Here is a 13,954-nt window from a genome sequence, read left to right on the forward strand (position 1 = left end):
CCGCGGCAGGTTCATGCTGCGACGCGCACCGCCTGTCGCGCCAGCAAGTGCCACTCGCCGTCTTGCCGCTGCCACACCAGAAGGATCTTGAGCTTGACGTGGCCGGGTCGACCCGAGTCGTTGGTGTCGGCGACAAGGCGGTGACGCACGATGGCGACATCGCCGTTCACGCTCACCGTTTGCTCCGAAATATCGATGGTCGTGAAATCGGAGCTGCCGTCGAGCAGGCTGCCGGAGATGCTCGCCTTGGTGTCGAGCTTGCCGTCGGAGTGGCCGTAGCTCAAATCGTCGGCGAACAAGCCGGCCAGTGCGGCAGCGCTCGGCGAAATCATCGCGAGCCGGAGGCGCTCGACGAGTGCGGTGACTGCCGCTGTTGCATCGGTATTCATTGCGGGCCCAACTTGTCGATCAACGCCTTCAGCATTTCCATCTCTTCGGGCTTGAGGTCGGTGAGTGGGGGGCGAACCGGGCCGGCGCTGTGGCCGACGATGGTCGCGCCCGCCTTGACGATGCTCACGGCATAACCCTGCATGCGGTTGCGGATCTCCAGGTACGGCATGAAGAAGTCTTTGAGCAATCGATGCTGCGTCGCCATGTCGTCGTCGCGCACGGCTGCGTAGAACTGCACGGCCGTCTTCGGGATGAAGTTGAAGACTGCCGACGAATAGACGGGCGTGCCCATCGCCTTGTAGGCCGCGGCATAGACCTCCGCCGTGGGCAAGCCGCCAAGGTAGGCGAAGCGATCACCCATGCGCTGGTAGATCGCAACCATGGCTTCGATGTCGCCGACGCCGTCCTTGAAGCCGACGAGGTTCGGGTTGCGCTCGGCCAGGCCTGCGAGCGTCTCGGGCTTCAGCCGGCTGGACGCGCGGTTGTAGACGATGACGCCGAACTTCACGCTCTTGCAGACCGCTTCGACGTGAGCGGCCAGACCCTCTTGTCCTGCTTCGGTCAGGTAGTGCGGCAGCAGCAGGATGCCGTGCGCGCCGGCCTTTTCAGCGGCTTGTGCGCACTGGATCGCGAAGCGCGTCGGACCACCGGCGCCCGCGATGATCGGCACCACACCGCGGCAGGTGTCGACTGCGGTCTGGACGATGCCGGGGTACTCGTCGCCAGTAAGAGAGAAGAACTCGCCTGTGCCGCCTGCCGCGAACAAAGCGGTCGCGCCATACGGCGCCAGCCATTCGAGGCGCTTCTGGTAGCCCGTCTTGTGGAAGTCGCCGTGGCTGTCGAAGTCGGTCAGCGGGAACGACAGCAGGCCGGAGCCCATGATGGTTTTGAGTTCTTGCGGGTTCATTGAGACAGGTGGATGGATCAATCGATCTTGATATTGGCGTCGGTGACGACCTTGGCCCAGCGCGCGCGTTCCTTGTTGAAGAACTTGTCCTGGTCGACCGAAGTCATCGTCACGACTTCGGCGCCCTGACCAGCGAGGCGCGAGCGGATGTCGGCCGAGCGAATGATGGAAACCAGTTCCTTGTTGAGCCGCTGCACGATCGCGTCGGGTGTGCCGCGCGACACCAGCACGCCTTGCCAGGTGCCGGATTCATAGCCGGGAACGCCCTGCTCGGCGATGGTCGGCACATCGCCGATCAACGGCATGCGCGTGGCCTTCGACACGCCGAGGATCTTGAGCTTTCCCGACTGCACCTGCGGCAGCGTGGCGAGCATGCCGTTCATGAGAATCTGAGTCTGGCCGCCGACGGTGTCTTGAATCGCCTGCACGCCGCCCTTGTAAGGTACGTATTGCCAGCGGGCGCCGACGGCGCGCTCCAGCGCGACGCCCGCCAGATGCGGCGCGCTGCCCGTGGCGGTGACCGCGAAGTTGAGATCGGACTTTTTCGAAAGCGCGACGAGTTCTTTCAGGTTGTTGGCCGGCACCGACGGATGCACGACCAGCAAGTGCGGCGAATACGCCAGCATCGTGACGCCGCTCAGGTCTTTCGACGGATCGAAGGCCAGCTTGGCATAGACAGACGGGCTGATCGCCAGCGCGCCGACATCGCATAGCAGCAAGGTGTAGCCGTCGGGTGCCGACTTGGCAACGAAATCGGCGCCGAGATTGCCGTTGGCGCCAGACCTGTTCTCGACCAGCACCGTTTGCTTCAACGCTTCCGACAACGGCTGGGTGATGGAGCGCGCGATGATGTCCGATGAGCCGCCAGGCGGGTACGGCACGATGATCTTGATAGGTTTGGAAGGCCATGCGGCGTCGGCTGCGGATGCACCGCTCGCAGACAGAAGTCCACCGCCAATGACCCCGCCGAGGGTGCCGAGCATCCATTCACGCCGCTTGATTGCCATGTCCATCTCCAGTCGATAACTCAGTCGATAACTGTGTGATCGGTCATCGTACAACCTGCGTCGATGTGTGTCTCTCCCGGTTTACCCGGAAGTCATGCGACCGGCGTCGTTGGCTCGGGCTTGTCCGCCAGCTTGCCGACCGCTGCCGATCGGGCCGCGTCCTGCGCGCGGCGCAGCCTCTCCCGGCTGTTGGTCAGATGGATTCGCATCGCGGCACGTGCAGATTCGGCATCGCCTCGCGCGATGGCCTGGTAGATCTCTTCGTGCTCGCGGTTGACGCGACTCAAATACTCGCTGCGCCGATCGACATCGACCAGCGCGCTGATGCGAGTGCGCGGAAAAATCGAGGTGCCGAGGTGGCTCATGATGTCCGCGAAATACGGGTTGCCCGTCGCCTGCGCGATGCGCAGATGAAAGCGCAGGTCGGGCGCCACGGTGTCACCCGATACCCGCACGTTGTGCTCGAATTCGTCGAGCGCCTGACGCATGGCCAAAAGGTCTTCTTCGCTGCAACGCGCGGCCGCCAACCCGGCGGAACCGGTCTCCAGGCTGATGCGCAGTTCGAGCACTGCCAGCACGTCGATCGAGGTTGCGAGTTCTGCTGGATCGAGTCGGAACATGCCGCCCGACTTTGGCTGCAGGACGAAGGTGCCGACACCGTGGTGCGTCTCGACCAGGCCACCCGCCTGCAACTTGGACAAGGCCTCCCGCACGACGGTGCGACTCACACCGTAAGCCTGCATGATGGCCGACTCGGTCGGCAGTTTGTCGCCCGGCCGCAGCGTCTGCGCCTGGATCTTTTGTGCCAGATCGTCGACCAGCCCGTGCGCCAGCCCGCGCCCCTTGATGCGCGGGCGCCCGACAAAGGCCGCAGCCTTCGCCTTGTCGCCCACATCCGATGATGAAGCACCCTGTAGCAAGGGATTTCCCGCAGTGGTTTGGCTCATGCGGCCATGATAATCCGTGCAAATGTTGTACGACAACCGATAACAACCCTTACTTTGATGAAGTACGCGCTCGATTTCACTCCCTTGCTCAGCTACTGGCCGGTTTTCCTGAACGGAGCCTGGCTCACGCTCAAGATGACCGCGCTCGCCGTGATCGTGGGCGTGGCATTGGGAACTGCAGTCGCCTTCGCCAAGCGCAGCAAGATCAAACCGCTCTCTGGCCTTTGCTCGGCCTACATCGAGGCGGTACGCAACACGCCTTTTCTCGTTCAGATCTTCCTGCTGTACTTCGGGCTCGCCAGCGTTGGCGTGCGCATGCCGACCTTTGTCGCGGCCGTACTGGCGATGACGATCAACATCGGCGCCTACGCCGCGGAGATCATCCGCGCCGGGCTCGAATCCATCCCGCCCGGACAAATCGAAGCGGCCGAATGTCTGGGTTTGTCGAAGTGGCGCATCGGTTGGCACGTGATGCTGCAGCCGTCGATCGAGAAGGTGTACCCCGCCCTCACCAGCCAGTTCCTCTTGATGATGCAGGCGTCGGCGATGGCCTCCCAAATCTCGGCGGAAGAACTCACCGCCATCGCCAACACCGTGCAGTCGGACACGTTCCGCTCGCTTGAAACGTACATCGTGGTGGCTGCGCTTTACCTCGTACTGTCGCTGATCATCAAGCTCATCACCAGCGTGCTGGGCGAGTACTTGTTCCGTCGCCGTCGCGTGCTGCGCAAGGCGGCTGCGCGGAGCGCAAATGGCGCTCGTGCGCTCATCGACACCACGCAAGCCAACGTGGCGAGCCACGGCGGAGCGGCATGACCATGTTCGGCAGCTTCACCCTCGTCCACCTTTTCTACCTGATCAACTCGATCGGGTGGACGCTGGTGCTGTCGGCACTGGCTTTCGTGCTCGGCGCCATCGGCGGCTTCGGCGTGATGCTGGCGCGCATATCGCCGCGGCCGTGGTTGCGCTGGCTGGCCATCGTCTACATCGAATGCATTCAGGGCATTCCACTGCTGATCCTGCTGTTCATCGTGTACTTCGGCCTGTCGGTGTACGGCTACTCGCTGCCCTCGCTGATCGCAGCCGGCTTGGCGATGATGATTTATGTCGCCGCCTACCTCGGCGACATCTGGCGCGGCTGCATCGACGCCATGCCCAAGCCGCAATGGGAAGCCTCCGAATGCCTGGCGTTCTCGCGCTGGCAAACGCTGCGCCTCGTGATCATTCCTCAGGCGGTGCGTTTGTCGTTGCCACCGACCGTCGGCTTCCTGGTGCAAATCATCAAGATGACTTCGCTGGCGTCGGTCATCGGCTTCGTCGAGCTCACGCGTGCGGGGCAGATCATCAACAACACGATCTTTCAGCCATTCCTGATTTTCAGCCTGGTCGGCGTGTTCTATTTCGCCCTGTGTTACCCGCTGTCGCGCTGGAGCGAAGCCATGGAGAACAAGCTCAATGTCGCCAATCGTTAGTCTTCACGACGTCTACAAGAGCTTCGGCTCGAACCAGGTGCTGAAGGGTGTTTCTTTCGAAGTCGCCAAGGGCGAAATGATCGCCATCATCGGCGCCAGCGGCTCGGGCAAGAGCACTGCGCTGCGCTGCATCGACCGGCTGGAGAAAATCGACAAGGGCACCATCGAAGTGGCCGGCATCCGCGTCGACAGCCCTTCTGTGGACCTCAAACGCTTGCGGCTCGAAGTCGGAATCGTGTTCCAGAGCTACAACCTCTTTCCGCATCTCACAGTCGAAGAAAACATCATGCTGGCGCTGCGCCACGTGAAGAAGCAGTCGCGCGCCGAAGCGCACCAGGTCACGCTGCGCGTGCTCGATCAGGTGGGCCTGCGCGAGAAGGCCGATGCGTATCCCGAGCAGCTTTCGGGCGGCCAGCAGCAGCGCGTAGCCATCGCCCGCTCGCTCGCCATGTCGCCCAAGGTGATGCTGTTCGACGAAGTCACTTCGGCACTCGATCCACAGCTCACCGGCGAAGTGCTGCGGGTGATGGAAGACCTCGCGGCCGGCGGCATGACCATGCTGCTGGTTACGCACGAAATGGCCTTCGCCAAGCGCGTGGCCGACCGCATCATCTACATGCACCAGGGCCGTGTCTGGGAAACCGGCGAAGGCAGCATGCTCGATTCGCCGAAGACACCCGAACTGCGCGCCTTTCTCGACAACGGTCTTTAACGGCAACCGCTCGGTCGCCCACTTCTTCACTCATCTTTTCCGCGAACCCCAAGGAGACACCATGAAATCGACAAGCACTTTCGCCCGCACCGCCCTCGCCGCCCTGATGCTGGCCGGCATCACCCAAGCCGCACTCGCCGACCAGTTCGACGACATCAAGAAGGCCGGCACGATCCGCGTGGCGATCGCCATCGGAACGCCGCTCTTCAGCTACACCGATGCCAACATGCAGCCGACCGGCTCCGACGTGGACGCCGCGGCAGAGCTCGCCAAGGACCTGGGCGTGAAGCTGGAGATCGTGCCGATCACCACCGCTGCACGCATTCCGACGCTGCAGGCGCGACGCGCTGACGTCGTGATTTCGGCCCTTTCGATCACCGAAGAGCGTGCCAAGGTGGTGGACTTTTCGGTCCCCTACTCGGCCATCACCATTCTGGTTTCAGCGCCAAAGGACATGAAGATCGCCAATTACGCCGACCTGAATGGCAAGCGCGTCGGCCTGACGCGTGCAACGACCAATGACACCATCACGACGCGGGAGGCCAAGGGCGCAGAAATCATGCGTTACGAAGACGATGCGACGCTGATCACGTCGGTGGTCACGGGCCAGGTCGATATCTTCTCGAGCACCCCATCGAACATGGGCGAGATCAACAAGCGCGCACCTGGCAAGAACTTCGAAATGAAGTTCTCGCAGCTCGACTCGGGCCTGGGCGTCACCATGAACAAGGGCGAACCGAAATTGAAGGAATGGATCGATGGCTGGGTCACGACCAATATCAAGAACGGCAAGCTCAACGCCATGTACAAGAAATACCACGGTCGCGATCTGCCGACCACGGTGTTCAAGCCAGCGTAAGGACCGGGTAATCATGTCAAACAAATTGGGGCGCTTGCTCTTGACCGGTGCTGCGGGCGGTCTCGGCAGAGTGCTGCGCGACTCGCTGAAACCATCCACCGATGTGCTGCGTTTGTCCGACATCGCCGGAATGGCGGCCGCTGAGGGCGCGCATGAAGAAGTAGTGCCTTGCGACCTCGGCGACAAGGCGGCGGTCGATGCACTGGTGGCTGGCTGCGACGCGGTCGTGCATCTGGGCGGCGTGTCGGTCGAACGACCCTTCGAAGAAGTACTGGAAGCCAACATCAAGGGCGTCTTTCATCTCTATGAAGCGGCTCGTCGACACACCGCCAAACGCATCGTGTTCGCCAGTTCGAATCATGTCATCGGCTTTCACAAGCAGACCGAAACGATCGACGCTGGCGCACAGAAACGGCCCGACGGCTACTACGGCCTGTCGAAGTCTTTCGGCGAAGACGTGGCGCAGTTCTACTTCGACCGCTACGGCATCGAGACGGTGAGCATCCGCATCGGCTCGTCGTTTCCCGAGCCGCTGAACCGCCGCATGATGAGCACCTGGCTGAGCTTTCGCGACCTGACGACGCTGGTCGAGAAATCCCTCTTCACCCCCGATGTGAAGCACACCATCGTCTATGGCGTGTCGGCCAACCGCGACGTGTGGTGGGACAACAGCGCTGCCGCGCACCTGGGCTACGTCCCGCAAGACAGTTCTGAGCAGTTCCGCGCCAAGGTCGAGGCGCAACCGCCGGTCGCGCCGACCGACCCCAACGCCATCTACCAGGGCGGCGGCTTCACGGCCCAAGGCCCGTTCGGCGACTGAGCCGGGCCGGCCCGATGTTCGCGCCGCCCGCAGTCGACTGACCCTGCATTTTTTTCGAAGTTCCATCCCCCCTACTTTCAATCCGAGGAGACACCATGACACCGAAACTCAAAACCCTCTCTGGCCTGATCGCGATCGGCCTTTTCGCGCTGACGACCAGTGCGACGGCCCGCACATTTCGCTCGGCCGAGGTGCACGCCAAGGACTTCCCGACCAACCAGGCCGTGATGTTCATGGGCGAAGAATTGTCGAAGGCCAGCGGTGGCAAGGACAGCATCAAGATCTTCGCGGACAGCTCGCTGGGTTCGGAGAAAGACACTGTGGAGCAGGTCAAGATCGGCGCGCTCGACATGGTGCGCGTGAGCTCAGCCTCGTTCCACGGCATCGTGCCGGAGTCGGTCGTGCCGTCGCTGCCGTTCCTGTTCCGCGACATCGAACATTTCCGCAAGGCGATGTACGGTCCGGCCGGCGACAAGGTGCTCGCCGCGTTCGACAAGGCCGGCTTCATCGGACTGGCCTTCTACGAGAGCGGCGCGCGTTCGGTCTACGCCAAGAAGCCGATCAAGAACGTCGCCGACATGAAGGGCTTGAAGATCCGCGTGCAGCCCTCCGACCTGATGGTCAGCATGGTGAGCTCGATGGGTGCGTCGCCCACGCCGATGCCGATCGCCGAGGTCTACACCGGCCTGAAGACCGGCCTGGTCGACGCCGCAGAGAACAACTACCCGTCGTACGAAGAAGCCAAGCACTTCGAAGCAGCGCCCTACTACTCGGAGACCATGCACGTCATGACGCCTGAAGTGCTGGTGTTCTCCAAGAAGATCTGGGACACGCTTCCCAAAGAGCAGCAGGCCGCCATCCGCAAGGCCGCGAAAGACTCGGTTCCTTTCTACGTGAAGCTGTGGGAGCCGCGCGAGAAAGACGCCAAGGCGGCTGTCATCAAGGGCGGCGCCAAGATTACCGCCGCAGCCGACATCGACCGCAAGGGCTTCGTCGAAGTCGAGAAGCCGGTGTACGACAAATTTGCGTCCACGCCCGAGTTGAAGGCGCTGGTGCAGGAAATCATCAACACCAAGTGATTCGACTTCAAAGGCGACTGCAATGACAACGATGCTGTCCCGCGTCAACGCGAAGCTCTCGCGCTGGACGATGTACCTCGCCTGCGTGTGCCTTACCGGCTTGCTCGGCGTGGTCGTCTACGGCGTGGTGCTGCGCTACGTCTTCAACAACGCGCCGGCTTACGTCGAGCAGGTCGCGCTGTTGCTGGTGATCTCGGTCGCCATGTTCGGCGCCTCCGCCGGCGTGCGCGACGCGGGGCACATCGGCCTCGACTCGCTGGTCAAGGCGCTGCCCAAGACGGTGCAATTCTGGTGCAAATGCGTGGTCTACGTGCTGACCATTGCCTTCGCCATTGCGCTGTTCGCAGGCGGCATGGAGATGGCCATCTCGACCCACGACGCGACCATTCCTACGCTCGGCTTGTCCGAGGCTTATCGCTATTTGCCGGTGCTCATCGCAGGCGTGCTCATCACGCTCTTTTCGATCGAACACCTGGCGTCCCAGTTCACCGGCCACGAAGTGGTCCCATCATGGCACTGACGCTTCTTTCACTCAGCTTCATCGTCTTTTTGCTGCTCGGCATGCCGGTCGCTTTTGCGATCGGGTTGAGCTGCCTCTTGACCTTCGCCTTCGAAGGCCTGCCCTTCGAAACCGCCATCCAGATGATGGTGTCGGGCATGAACGTGTTCTCGTTCCTGGCGATACCGTTCTTCATCTTTTCCGGGGAATTGATGCTGCACGGCGGCATCGCCGACAAGATCGTCGCGTTCGCGCGCAGCTTGGTCGGCCACTGGAAGGGTGGCCTCGGCCTCGCGAACGTGGTGGCGTCGACGCTGTTCGGCGGCGTCTCGGGCTCGCCGGTGGCAGACACGTCCGCCATGGGTGGCGTGATGATCCCGATCATGAAGCGCGAGGGCTACAGCGCGGCCTATGCCGTCAACGTGACCACGCACGCATCGCTCTCCGGCGCGCTGATGCCGACGTCGCACAACATGATCATCTATGCCTTTGCAGCGCAAGCGGCGGTGGGCACGATCGGCGGCCACACCATCAAGGGCGTGTCGATCGGCGACCTGATGTTCGCCGGCCTGATACCGGTGTTCTGGATCATGGTGTGCATGCTGGTCGCAGCCTACTGGCAAGCCGCCAAATACGGCTTTCCTCGGCGGCCCGACGGCTCCACGATGATCGAACGCTTTCCGGGCTGGAACGCGGTGCTGCGCACTTTCATCGCGTCGATTCCGGGCCTGATGGTGATCGTCATCATCCTGGTGTGCGTGATGGAAGGAATCGCGACGGCAACGGAGGCGGCGGCCATCGCGGTCACTTATTCGCTGCTGCTCACGGTGGTCATCTACCGCACGATGACCAAGCAGAAGCTCTTCAAGTCGCTGGCCAAAGCATCGAAGACAACGGGCGTGATCCTGCTGCTGATCGGCGTATCGAACATGCTGCGCTACCAGATGGCGTACCTGGAAATTCCGGACACCATCGAGGCCGCGCTGCTGGCCGCGACCACGACGCCTTGGCTGATGCTGCTCTACATCAACATCATCCAGATCTTTCTGGGGATCTTCCTGGACATGGCGGCGCACATCCTGATCACCACGCCGCTGTTCTTGCCGCTGGCCATCCAGATGGGCGTCGGGCCGGTTCAATTCGGGATGATGCTGCTGCTCAATTGCGCGTTGGGCCTGGTGCATCCGCCGGTGGGGACGGTGCAGTTCATCGGTTGTGCGATCGGCAAGATATCGATCGGCGAGGCCACCAAAACGGCTTGGCCGTATTACCTCGCCATCTTCATCGCCATCACGTTGGTGACGTACGTGCCGGCGTTTTCGACCTGGCTGCCGTCGCTGATCACCGGGCACGTGGTTCTGTGAAAGCCACCACCTTTAAAAAGATTCTGACAGCCATGGCGCTTGCAACTCTCTCTGCCTCCCCGGCTTTGGCTACGACCTGGGTCTACGTGTCCAACGCAGATAGCCAGGACATCTCGGTGCTCGAACTCGACCGGGATCTGGGCGTTCTCAAGCCGGTCGAAACGGTGAATGTCGGTGGCCAAGTGATGCCGATGGCGGTAAGCCCCGACAAGCGCTTCCTGTATGCCGCCCTGCGCTCGCAGCCCTATCGCGTCGTGAGCTTTGCGATCGACGCTGCCAGCGGCAAGTTGAAGAAGCTCGGCGAAGCGCCACTGGCAGACAGCATGGCCAACATCGATACCGATGCCACAGGAAAATGGTTGTTCGCGGCCTCCTATCCGGGCCACAAGATCACGGTCAACGCCATCGACAAGGAAGGCAGCGTCGGTGCGATCCAGCAGTTGATCCCGACCGCGCCGAACGCGCATGCGATCCACGCCGATTCGACCAACCGCTTCGTGCTGGCGACCAGCCTGGGCGGCGACAACGTGTCGAGCTGGCGCTTCGACGCGGCCTCCGGCAAGTTGTCGCCGAACGACCCGCCGCTCACCGGCGCCCAGCCAAAGTCGGGGCCGCGCCACTTCGTCTGGGACAAGGCGCAGCGCTTCGTTTATCTGGTCGACGAACTCGACGCTGCCCTGCACGTGTATGCATGGGAAAGCGCGGGCGGCACGCTCAAGCTGTTGCAGAGCACGACCACCCTGCCTGCTGGATTTGCCGGCAAGCCATGGGCCGCAGACCTGCACCTAACGCCCGACGGCCGCTATCTCTATGCCTCGGAGCGCACATCCAGCACGCTGTCGGCGTTCCGTGTAGACCCGTCCACCGGCCTGCTGCAGCCGCTCGGCCAGACGCCGACTGAGAAGACGCCGCGCGGCTTCGCCATCGATCCGAGCGGGCGCTATCTGATCGCCGCGGGGCAGGAATCGCACAGCGTTTCGGTCTACGCCATCGACGCCAACACCGGCGCACTGGGCACGCCGAAGCGCATCCCGGTCGGCAAGAACCCGAACTGGATCGAGATCGTCGACCTGCCCTGACCGACGCGCTGAGCAAGCCGCCGAGTAGGCCGATGCCGCACGGCAGCCGCGGCGCCGAGTCGCCTCGATAGAATCCGGCTCCCCGCCACCTGCAGAGCTACCCCTCTTCCCCGCTGTGTCCGATCGCCTTCCTGTCCTGCCGCAGTACCTCTTTCCGAAGCTGGCGCTGACAAATTTTGCCGGCTGGGTCGCGGGCAAGGAGCGTGGCGCCGTCACGACCTGGATCATCCGACGCTTCGTCGCGAAGTACGGCGTGGACATGGGCGAAGCGCTCGAGAGCGATATCGCTCACTACAAGAGCTTCAACGACTTTTTCACCCGGGCGCTCAAGCCTGGTGCGCGGCCGCTGGCTCAAGCCGATTTGATCTCACCGGTCGACGGCGCCATCAGCCAGTTCGGCCCAATCGAAGGCGACCAGATTTTTCAGGCGAAGGGCCATAGCTATACGACCACCGCGCTGGTCGGTGGCGACGCGACACTGGCGGCGCAATTCGCGCACGGCAGCTTCGCCACGCTCTACTTGAGTCCGAAGGACTACCACCGCATCCACATGCCCTGCGACGGCGAACTGGTGCGAATGATCTACGTGCCGGGCGAGTTGTTCTCCGTCAACCCGACGACAGCGCGCGGCGTGCCCGGCCTCTTCGCGCGCAACGAGCGCGTGGTGTGTGTCTTCGAATCGGCGAGCGGGCCCTTCGTGCTTGTGCTGGTCGGCGCGACCATCGTCGGCAGCATGGCCACCGTGTGGCACGGCGTGATCAATCCGCCGCGGCAGGGTGAGTTGCGCGAATGGCGCTATGGAACTGGGGCGAACGACAGCGGCCCGCGCGTCGCACTGAAGAAGGGCGACGAGATGGGCCGTTTTTTGCTCGGCTCGACGGTCGTGATGCTGTTTCCGAAACCTCCTGTGACGTTCAACCCGGAGTGGTCGCCAGCCCGGCCGATCAGGCTCGGCGAAGCCATGGCAAATTTCATCCGGATCTGAGGCGTCGGCGCCACAGGCCGCATGTAGTATGCCTATGTCGCTATAAAACTTGTAGCACTCGGTTGATGCTTTCGCTATAGTCACTGGCCGAATCGCGCGATCGGAAAATCAATTAAAAAAATGCGCCCGAGGAGATGTTGTCGATGAGTAGCAAGCAATGAGTACAAAGGAAAATGCGGCGGTGAGCCAGTTGCTTGCGCTGCTCGAGGCTCGCTATGCCTTGCGTGTTCTCTGGGCGCTCCGCGATGGACATGCGCAAACCTTTCGGCTGCTGCAAGACAGCGTTGGTGGCATCACTCCCAACACATTGAACACCCGCATCAAAGAGCTGCGCGAAGCTGGCATCGTGAACCACGGCAGCGAGGGCTACAGCCTCACGCTCAGTGGGCAAGACCTGTTGAAGCGGTTGTCGGATCTGCAGGCCTTTGCCGGCAAGTGGCAGTTGACGCAGATAAAGAAGGTGCCGGTAGCGCCGCCGATCACCAGCAAGTAAACATCCAGGGCAGCGCGCAGGCGGTCGTGGCTTCGGTCATTGGCTTCGGTTGCAGCTTCGCTAAACTCACCCGCTCTCTCAACGATCATCAACCCGATCGATCTCGATCACCGTTCCAAGGAGCAACCATGCCCACCACTCCCTCCGGCCTGCAATACGAAGACACCACCGTCGGCGAAGGCGCCGAAGCCAAGGCCGGCCAGCACGTGCACGTGCACTACACCGGCTGGCTCTTCAACGACGGCGTGCAAGGCGCCAAATTCGATTCGAGCCGCGATCGCAACGACGCTTTCGCGTTTTCGCTCGGCGCCGGCCAAGTTATCAAGGGCTGGGACGAAGGTGTTGCCGGCATGAAGATCGGCGGCAAGCGCACGCTCATCATCCCGGCTGCGCTCGGTTACGGCGCTCGCGGAGCAGGCGGTGCAATCCCGCCGAACGCCACGCTCAAGTTCGACGTCGAACTGCTCGACGCGCATTGATCCAGTGCCGGCCTACGGGTCGGCCAGAGCTGCGCTTCCAGCATCGACGCTGGCGCCAGCGGGTTTTCCCAGCACGCGGCCTCTTCGGCCGCATTTTTTCGCTTGAAAAGCCCTTCTGCGAGCCCAAGATGGTTTGCACTAGTTTGTTTTTTGGCCTCGCGCCCTTTCATCACATGTCCGATCCACAACAATCCGGCCCGAATTCGCAAATGCTGCAAGGCGACCCGAGTCCCGAAGAGCGAGAGGCCGCCCAGTTCGCCGACGAGGCCGATGCCCAGAGCACGCTGGCCACGGTGCAAGCCGAACTCGTCGCCCTTCAAGCGAAGAACGTTGAGCTGTCAGATCAGTACCTTCGCGCGCAGGCCGACGTGCAGAACGCTCGCCGCCGCGCCGACGAAGAGATCACCAAGGCCCGCAAATTTGCCGTCGAGGCGTTTGCCGAGAGCCTGCTGCCGGTAACCGACAGCCTCGAAGCCGGCCTGGCGATCAAGGACGTCACGCCCGAACAGATCCGCGAAGGCGCCGAAGCGACGCTGCGTCAGCTCAAGAGCGCACTGGAACGCAACAAGGTGATCGAGGTCGCGCCACCGGCGGGCACCAAGTTCGATCCGCATCAGCACCAGGCCATTTCGGTCGTGCCGGCGGACCAGGAGCCGAACACCGTCGTCAGCGTCCTGCAAAAAGGCTACACCATCAACGAGCGCGTGCTGCGCCCGGCGCTGGTCACGGTCACCGCGCCGAAGTAATCCACAGGAAACCCCCGGTTCATACCTTGAATCGCGGCTGGTTATCCACAAGTTCACACCACCCCATTTTTCAGAACTCAGGAGCAAATTCAACATGGCCAAAATCATCGGCATCG

Annotated in this window: 17 protein-coding genes; 13 read left to right on the forward strand and 4 right to left on the reverse strand. The window is 62.3% G+C overall.

Annotated features, from left to right (window positions below):
- Positions 1-11: 11 nt before the first annotated feature.
- From QN397_RS22580 to QN397_RS22595, 4 genes are all read right to left on the reverse strand, one after another.
- Complete coding sequence (locus tag QN397_RS22580; protein ID WP_323498124.1) at positions 12-389, reverse strand: nuclear transport factor 2 family protein; 378 nt, start codon at positions 387-389, stop codon at positions 12-14.
- The gene (kdgD, locus tag QN397_RS22585; RefSeq protein ID WP_323498125.1) at positions 386-1,297 is read right to left on the reverse strand and encodes a 5-dehydro-4-deoxyglucarate dehydratase; all 912 of its coding nucleotides are present in this window, start codon (positions 1,295-1,297) and stop codon (positions 386-388) included. The genes QN397_RS22580 and kdgD overlap by 4 nt, the downstream gene beginning before the upstream one ends.
- Positions 1,298-1,314: 17 nt before the next feature.
- Entirely contained in the window at positions 1,315-2,304 is a 990-nt protein-coding gene (locus tag QN397_RS22590; RefSeq protein WP_187051141.1) for a Bug family tripartite tricarboxylate transporter substrate binding protein, read from the reverse strand.
- A gap of 92 nt (positions 2,305-2,396) precedes the next feature.
- Positions 2,397-3,251, reverse strand: coding sequence for a FadR/GntR family transcriptional regulator (locus QN397_RS22595; protein WP_323498126.1), 855 nt, complete (start codon positions 3,249-3,251; stop codon positions 2,397-2,399).
- 57 nt (positions 3,252-3,308) lie between these two features.
- Between QN397_RS22595 and QN397_RS22600 the strand changes: the two genes are divergently transcribed.
- The 13 genes from QN397_RS22600 to grpE all read left to right on the forward strand — a co-directional run bounded on the left by QN397_RS22600 (position 3,309) and on the right by grpE (position 13,838).
- Positions 3,309-4,067 (forward strand): amino acid ABC transporter permease, encoded by a 759-nt coding sequence (locus QN397_RS22600; protein ID WP_323498127.1) that lies wholly within the window; start codon positions 3,309-3,311, stop codon positions 4,065-4,067.
- 2 nt (positions 4,068-4,069) lie between these two features.
- Entirely contained in the window at positions 4,070-4,723 is a 654-nt protein-coding gene (locus tag QN397_RS22605; protein WP_323498146.1) for an amino acid ABC transporter permease, read from the forward strand.
- Entirely contained in the window at positions 4,707-5,435 is a 729-nt protein-coding gene (locus QN397_RS22610) for an amino acid ABC transporter ATP-binding protein (protein WP_187051138.1), read from the forward strand. Before QN397_RS22605 ends, QN397_RS22610 begins: the two co-directional genes overlap by 17 nt.
- Before the next feature lie 61 nt (positions 5,436-5,496).
- Positions 5,497-6,294 carry a transporter substrate-binding domain-containing protein gene (locus tag QN397_RS22615; protein WP_323498128.1) on the forward strand — a complete coding sequence of 266 codons (798 nt, stop codon included), beginning with the start codon at positions 5,497-5,499 and terminating at the stop codon, positions 6,292-6,294.
- 13 nt (positions 6,295-6,307) lie between these two features.
- Entirely contained in the window at positions 6,308-7,114 is an 807-nt protein-coding gene (locus tag QN397_RS22620) for an NAD(P)-dependent oxidoreductase (protein WP_323498130.1), read from the forward strand.
- A 95-nt stretch (positions 7,115-7,209) separates the two neighbouring features.
- Positions 7,210-8,193, forward strand: coding sequence for a TRAP transporter substrate-binding protein (locus tag QN397_RS22625; protein ID WP_323498131.1), 984 nt, complete (start codon positions 7,210-7,212; stop codon positions 8,191-8,193).
- A 22-nt stretch (positions 8,194-8,215) separates the two neighbouring features.
- A complete protein-coding gene (locus QN397_RS22630; protein WP_323498133.1) occupies positions 8,216-8,713 on the forward strand; it encodes a TRAP transporter small permease in 498 nt (165 codons plus the stop codon).
- Positions 8,704-10,056 (forward strand): TRAP transporter large permease, encoded by a 1,353-nt coding sequence (locus QN397_RS22635; RefSeq protein WP_323498134.1) that lies wholly within the window; start codon positions 8,704-8,706, stop codon positions 10,054-10,056. The genes QN397_RS22630 and QN397_RS22635 overlap by 10 nt, the downstream gene beginning before the upstream one ends.
- A gap of 32 nt (positions 10,057-10,088) precedes the next feature.
- Positions 10,089-11,135, forward strand: coding sequence for a lactonase family protein (locus QN397_RS22640; RefSeq protein ID WP_323498135.1), 1,047 nt, complete (start codon positions 10,089-10,091; stop codon positions 11,133-11,135).
- 115 nt (positions 11,136-11,250) lie between these two features.
- A complete protein-coding gene (asd, locus tag QN397_RS22645; RefSeq protein WP_323498136.1) occupies positions 11,251-12,120 on the forward strand; it encodes an archaetidylserine decarboxylase in 870 nt (289 codons plus the stop codon).
- 157 nt (positions 12,121-12,277) lie between these two features.
- Positions 12,278-12,613 carry a winged helix-turn-helix transcriptional regulator gene (locus QN397_RS22650; RefSeq protein WP_323498137.1) on the forward strand — a complete coding sequence of 112 codons (336 nt, stop codon included), beginning with the start codon at positions 12,278-12,280 and terminating at the stop codon, positions 12,611-12,613.
- A gap of 128 nt (positions 12,614-12,741) precedes the next feature.
- The gene (locus QN397_RS22655; protein ID WP_187051130.1) at positions 12,742-13,092 is read left to right on the forward strand and encodes an FKBP-type peptidyl-prolyl cis-trans isomerase; all 351 of its coding nucleotides are present in this window, start codon (positions 12,742-12,744) and stop codon (positions 13,090-13,092) included.
- 173 nt (positions 13,093-13,265) lie between these two features.
- On the forward strand, positions 13,266-13,838 hold the full coding sequence (gene grpE / locus QN397_RS22660) for a nucleotide exchange factor GrpE (RefSeq protein ID WP_323498138.1): 573 nt from the start codon (positions 13,266-13,268) through the stop codon (positions 13,836-13,838).
- Positions 13,839-13,954 lie beyond the last annotated feature (116 nt).

The sequence above is a fragment of the Variovorax sp. RTB1 genome (assembly GCF_035018765.1).
Classification (GTDB): domain Bacteria; phylum Pseudomonadota; class Gammaproteobacteria; order Burkholderiales; family Burkholderiaceae_C; genus Variovorax.

Bases quoted from the DNA above. Each gene is read 5' to 3' on its own strand.
- QN397_RS22605 (WP_323498146.1), top strand. From the start codon at position 4,070: ATGTTCGGCAGCTTCACCCTCGTCCACCTTTTCTACCTGATCAACTCG.
- QN397_RS22640 (WP_323498135.1), top strand. From the start codon at position 10,089: ATGGCGCTTGCAACTCTCTCTGCCTCCCCGGCTTTGGCTACGACCTGG.
- grpE (WP_323498138.1), top strand. From the start codon at position 13,266: ATGTCCGATCCACAACAATCCGGCCCGAATTCGCAAATGCTGCAAGGC.
- QN397_RS22655 (WP_187051130.1), top strand. From the start codon at position 12,742: ATGCCCACCACTCCCTCCGGCCTGCAATACGAAGACACCACCGTCGGC.
- kdgD (WP_323498125.1), bottom strand. From the start codon at position 1,297: ATGAACCCGCAAGAACTCAAAACCATCATGGGCTCCGGCCTGCTGTCG.
- QN397_RS22595 (WP_323498126.1), bottom strand. From the start codon at position 3,251: ATGAGCCAAACCACTGCGGGAAATCCCTTGCTACAGGGTGCTTCATCA.
- QN397_RS22650 (WP_323498137.1), top strand. From the start codon at position 12,278: ATGAGTACAAAGGAAAATGCGGCGGTGAGCCAGTTGCTTGCGCTGCTC.
- QN397_RS22630 (WP_323498133.1), top strand. From the start codon at position 8,216: ATGACAACGATGCTGTCCCGCGTCAACGCGAAGCTCTCGCGCTGGACG.
- QN397_RS22620 (WP_323498130.1), top strand. From the start codon at position 6,308: ATGTCAAACAAATTGGGGCGCTTGCTCTTGACCGGTGCTGCGGGCGGT.
- QN397_RS22600 (WP_323498127.1), top strand. From the start codon at position 3,309: ATGAAGTACGCGCTCGATTTCACTCCCTTGCTCAGCTACTGGCCGGTT.
- QN397_RS22615 (WP_323498128.1), top strand. From the start codon at position 5,497: ATGAAATCGACAAGCACTTTCGCCCGCACCGCCCTCGCCGCCCTGATG.
- QN397_RS22625 (WP_323498131.1), top strand. From the start codon at position 7,210: ATGACACCGAAACTCAAAACCCTCTCTGGCCTGATCGCGATCGGCCTT.
- QN397_RS22635 (WP_323498134.1), top strand. From the start codon at position 8,704: ATGGCACTGACGCTTCTTTCACTCAGCTTCATCGTCTTTTTGCTGCTC.
- QN397_RS22580 (WP_323498124.1), bottom strand. From the start codon at position 389: ATGAATACCGATGCAACAGCGGCAGTCACCGCACTCGTCGAGCGCCTC.
- QN397_RS22590 (WP_187051141.1), bottom strand. From the start codon at position 2,304: ATGGCAATCAAGCGGCGTGAATGGATGCTCGGCACCCTCGGCGGGGTC.
- QN397_RS22610 (WP_187051138.1), top strand. From the start codon at position 4,707: ATGTCGCCAATCGTTAGTCTTCACGACGTCTACAAGAGCTTCGGCTCG.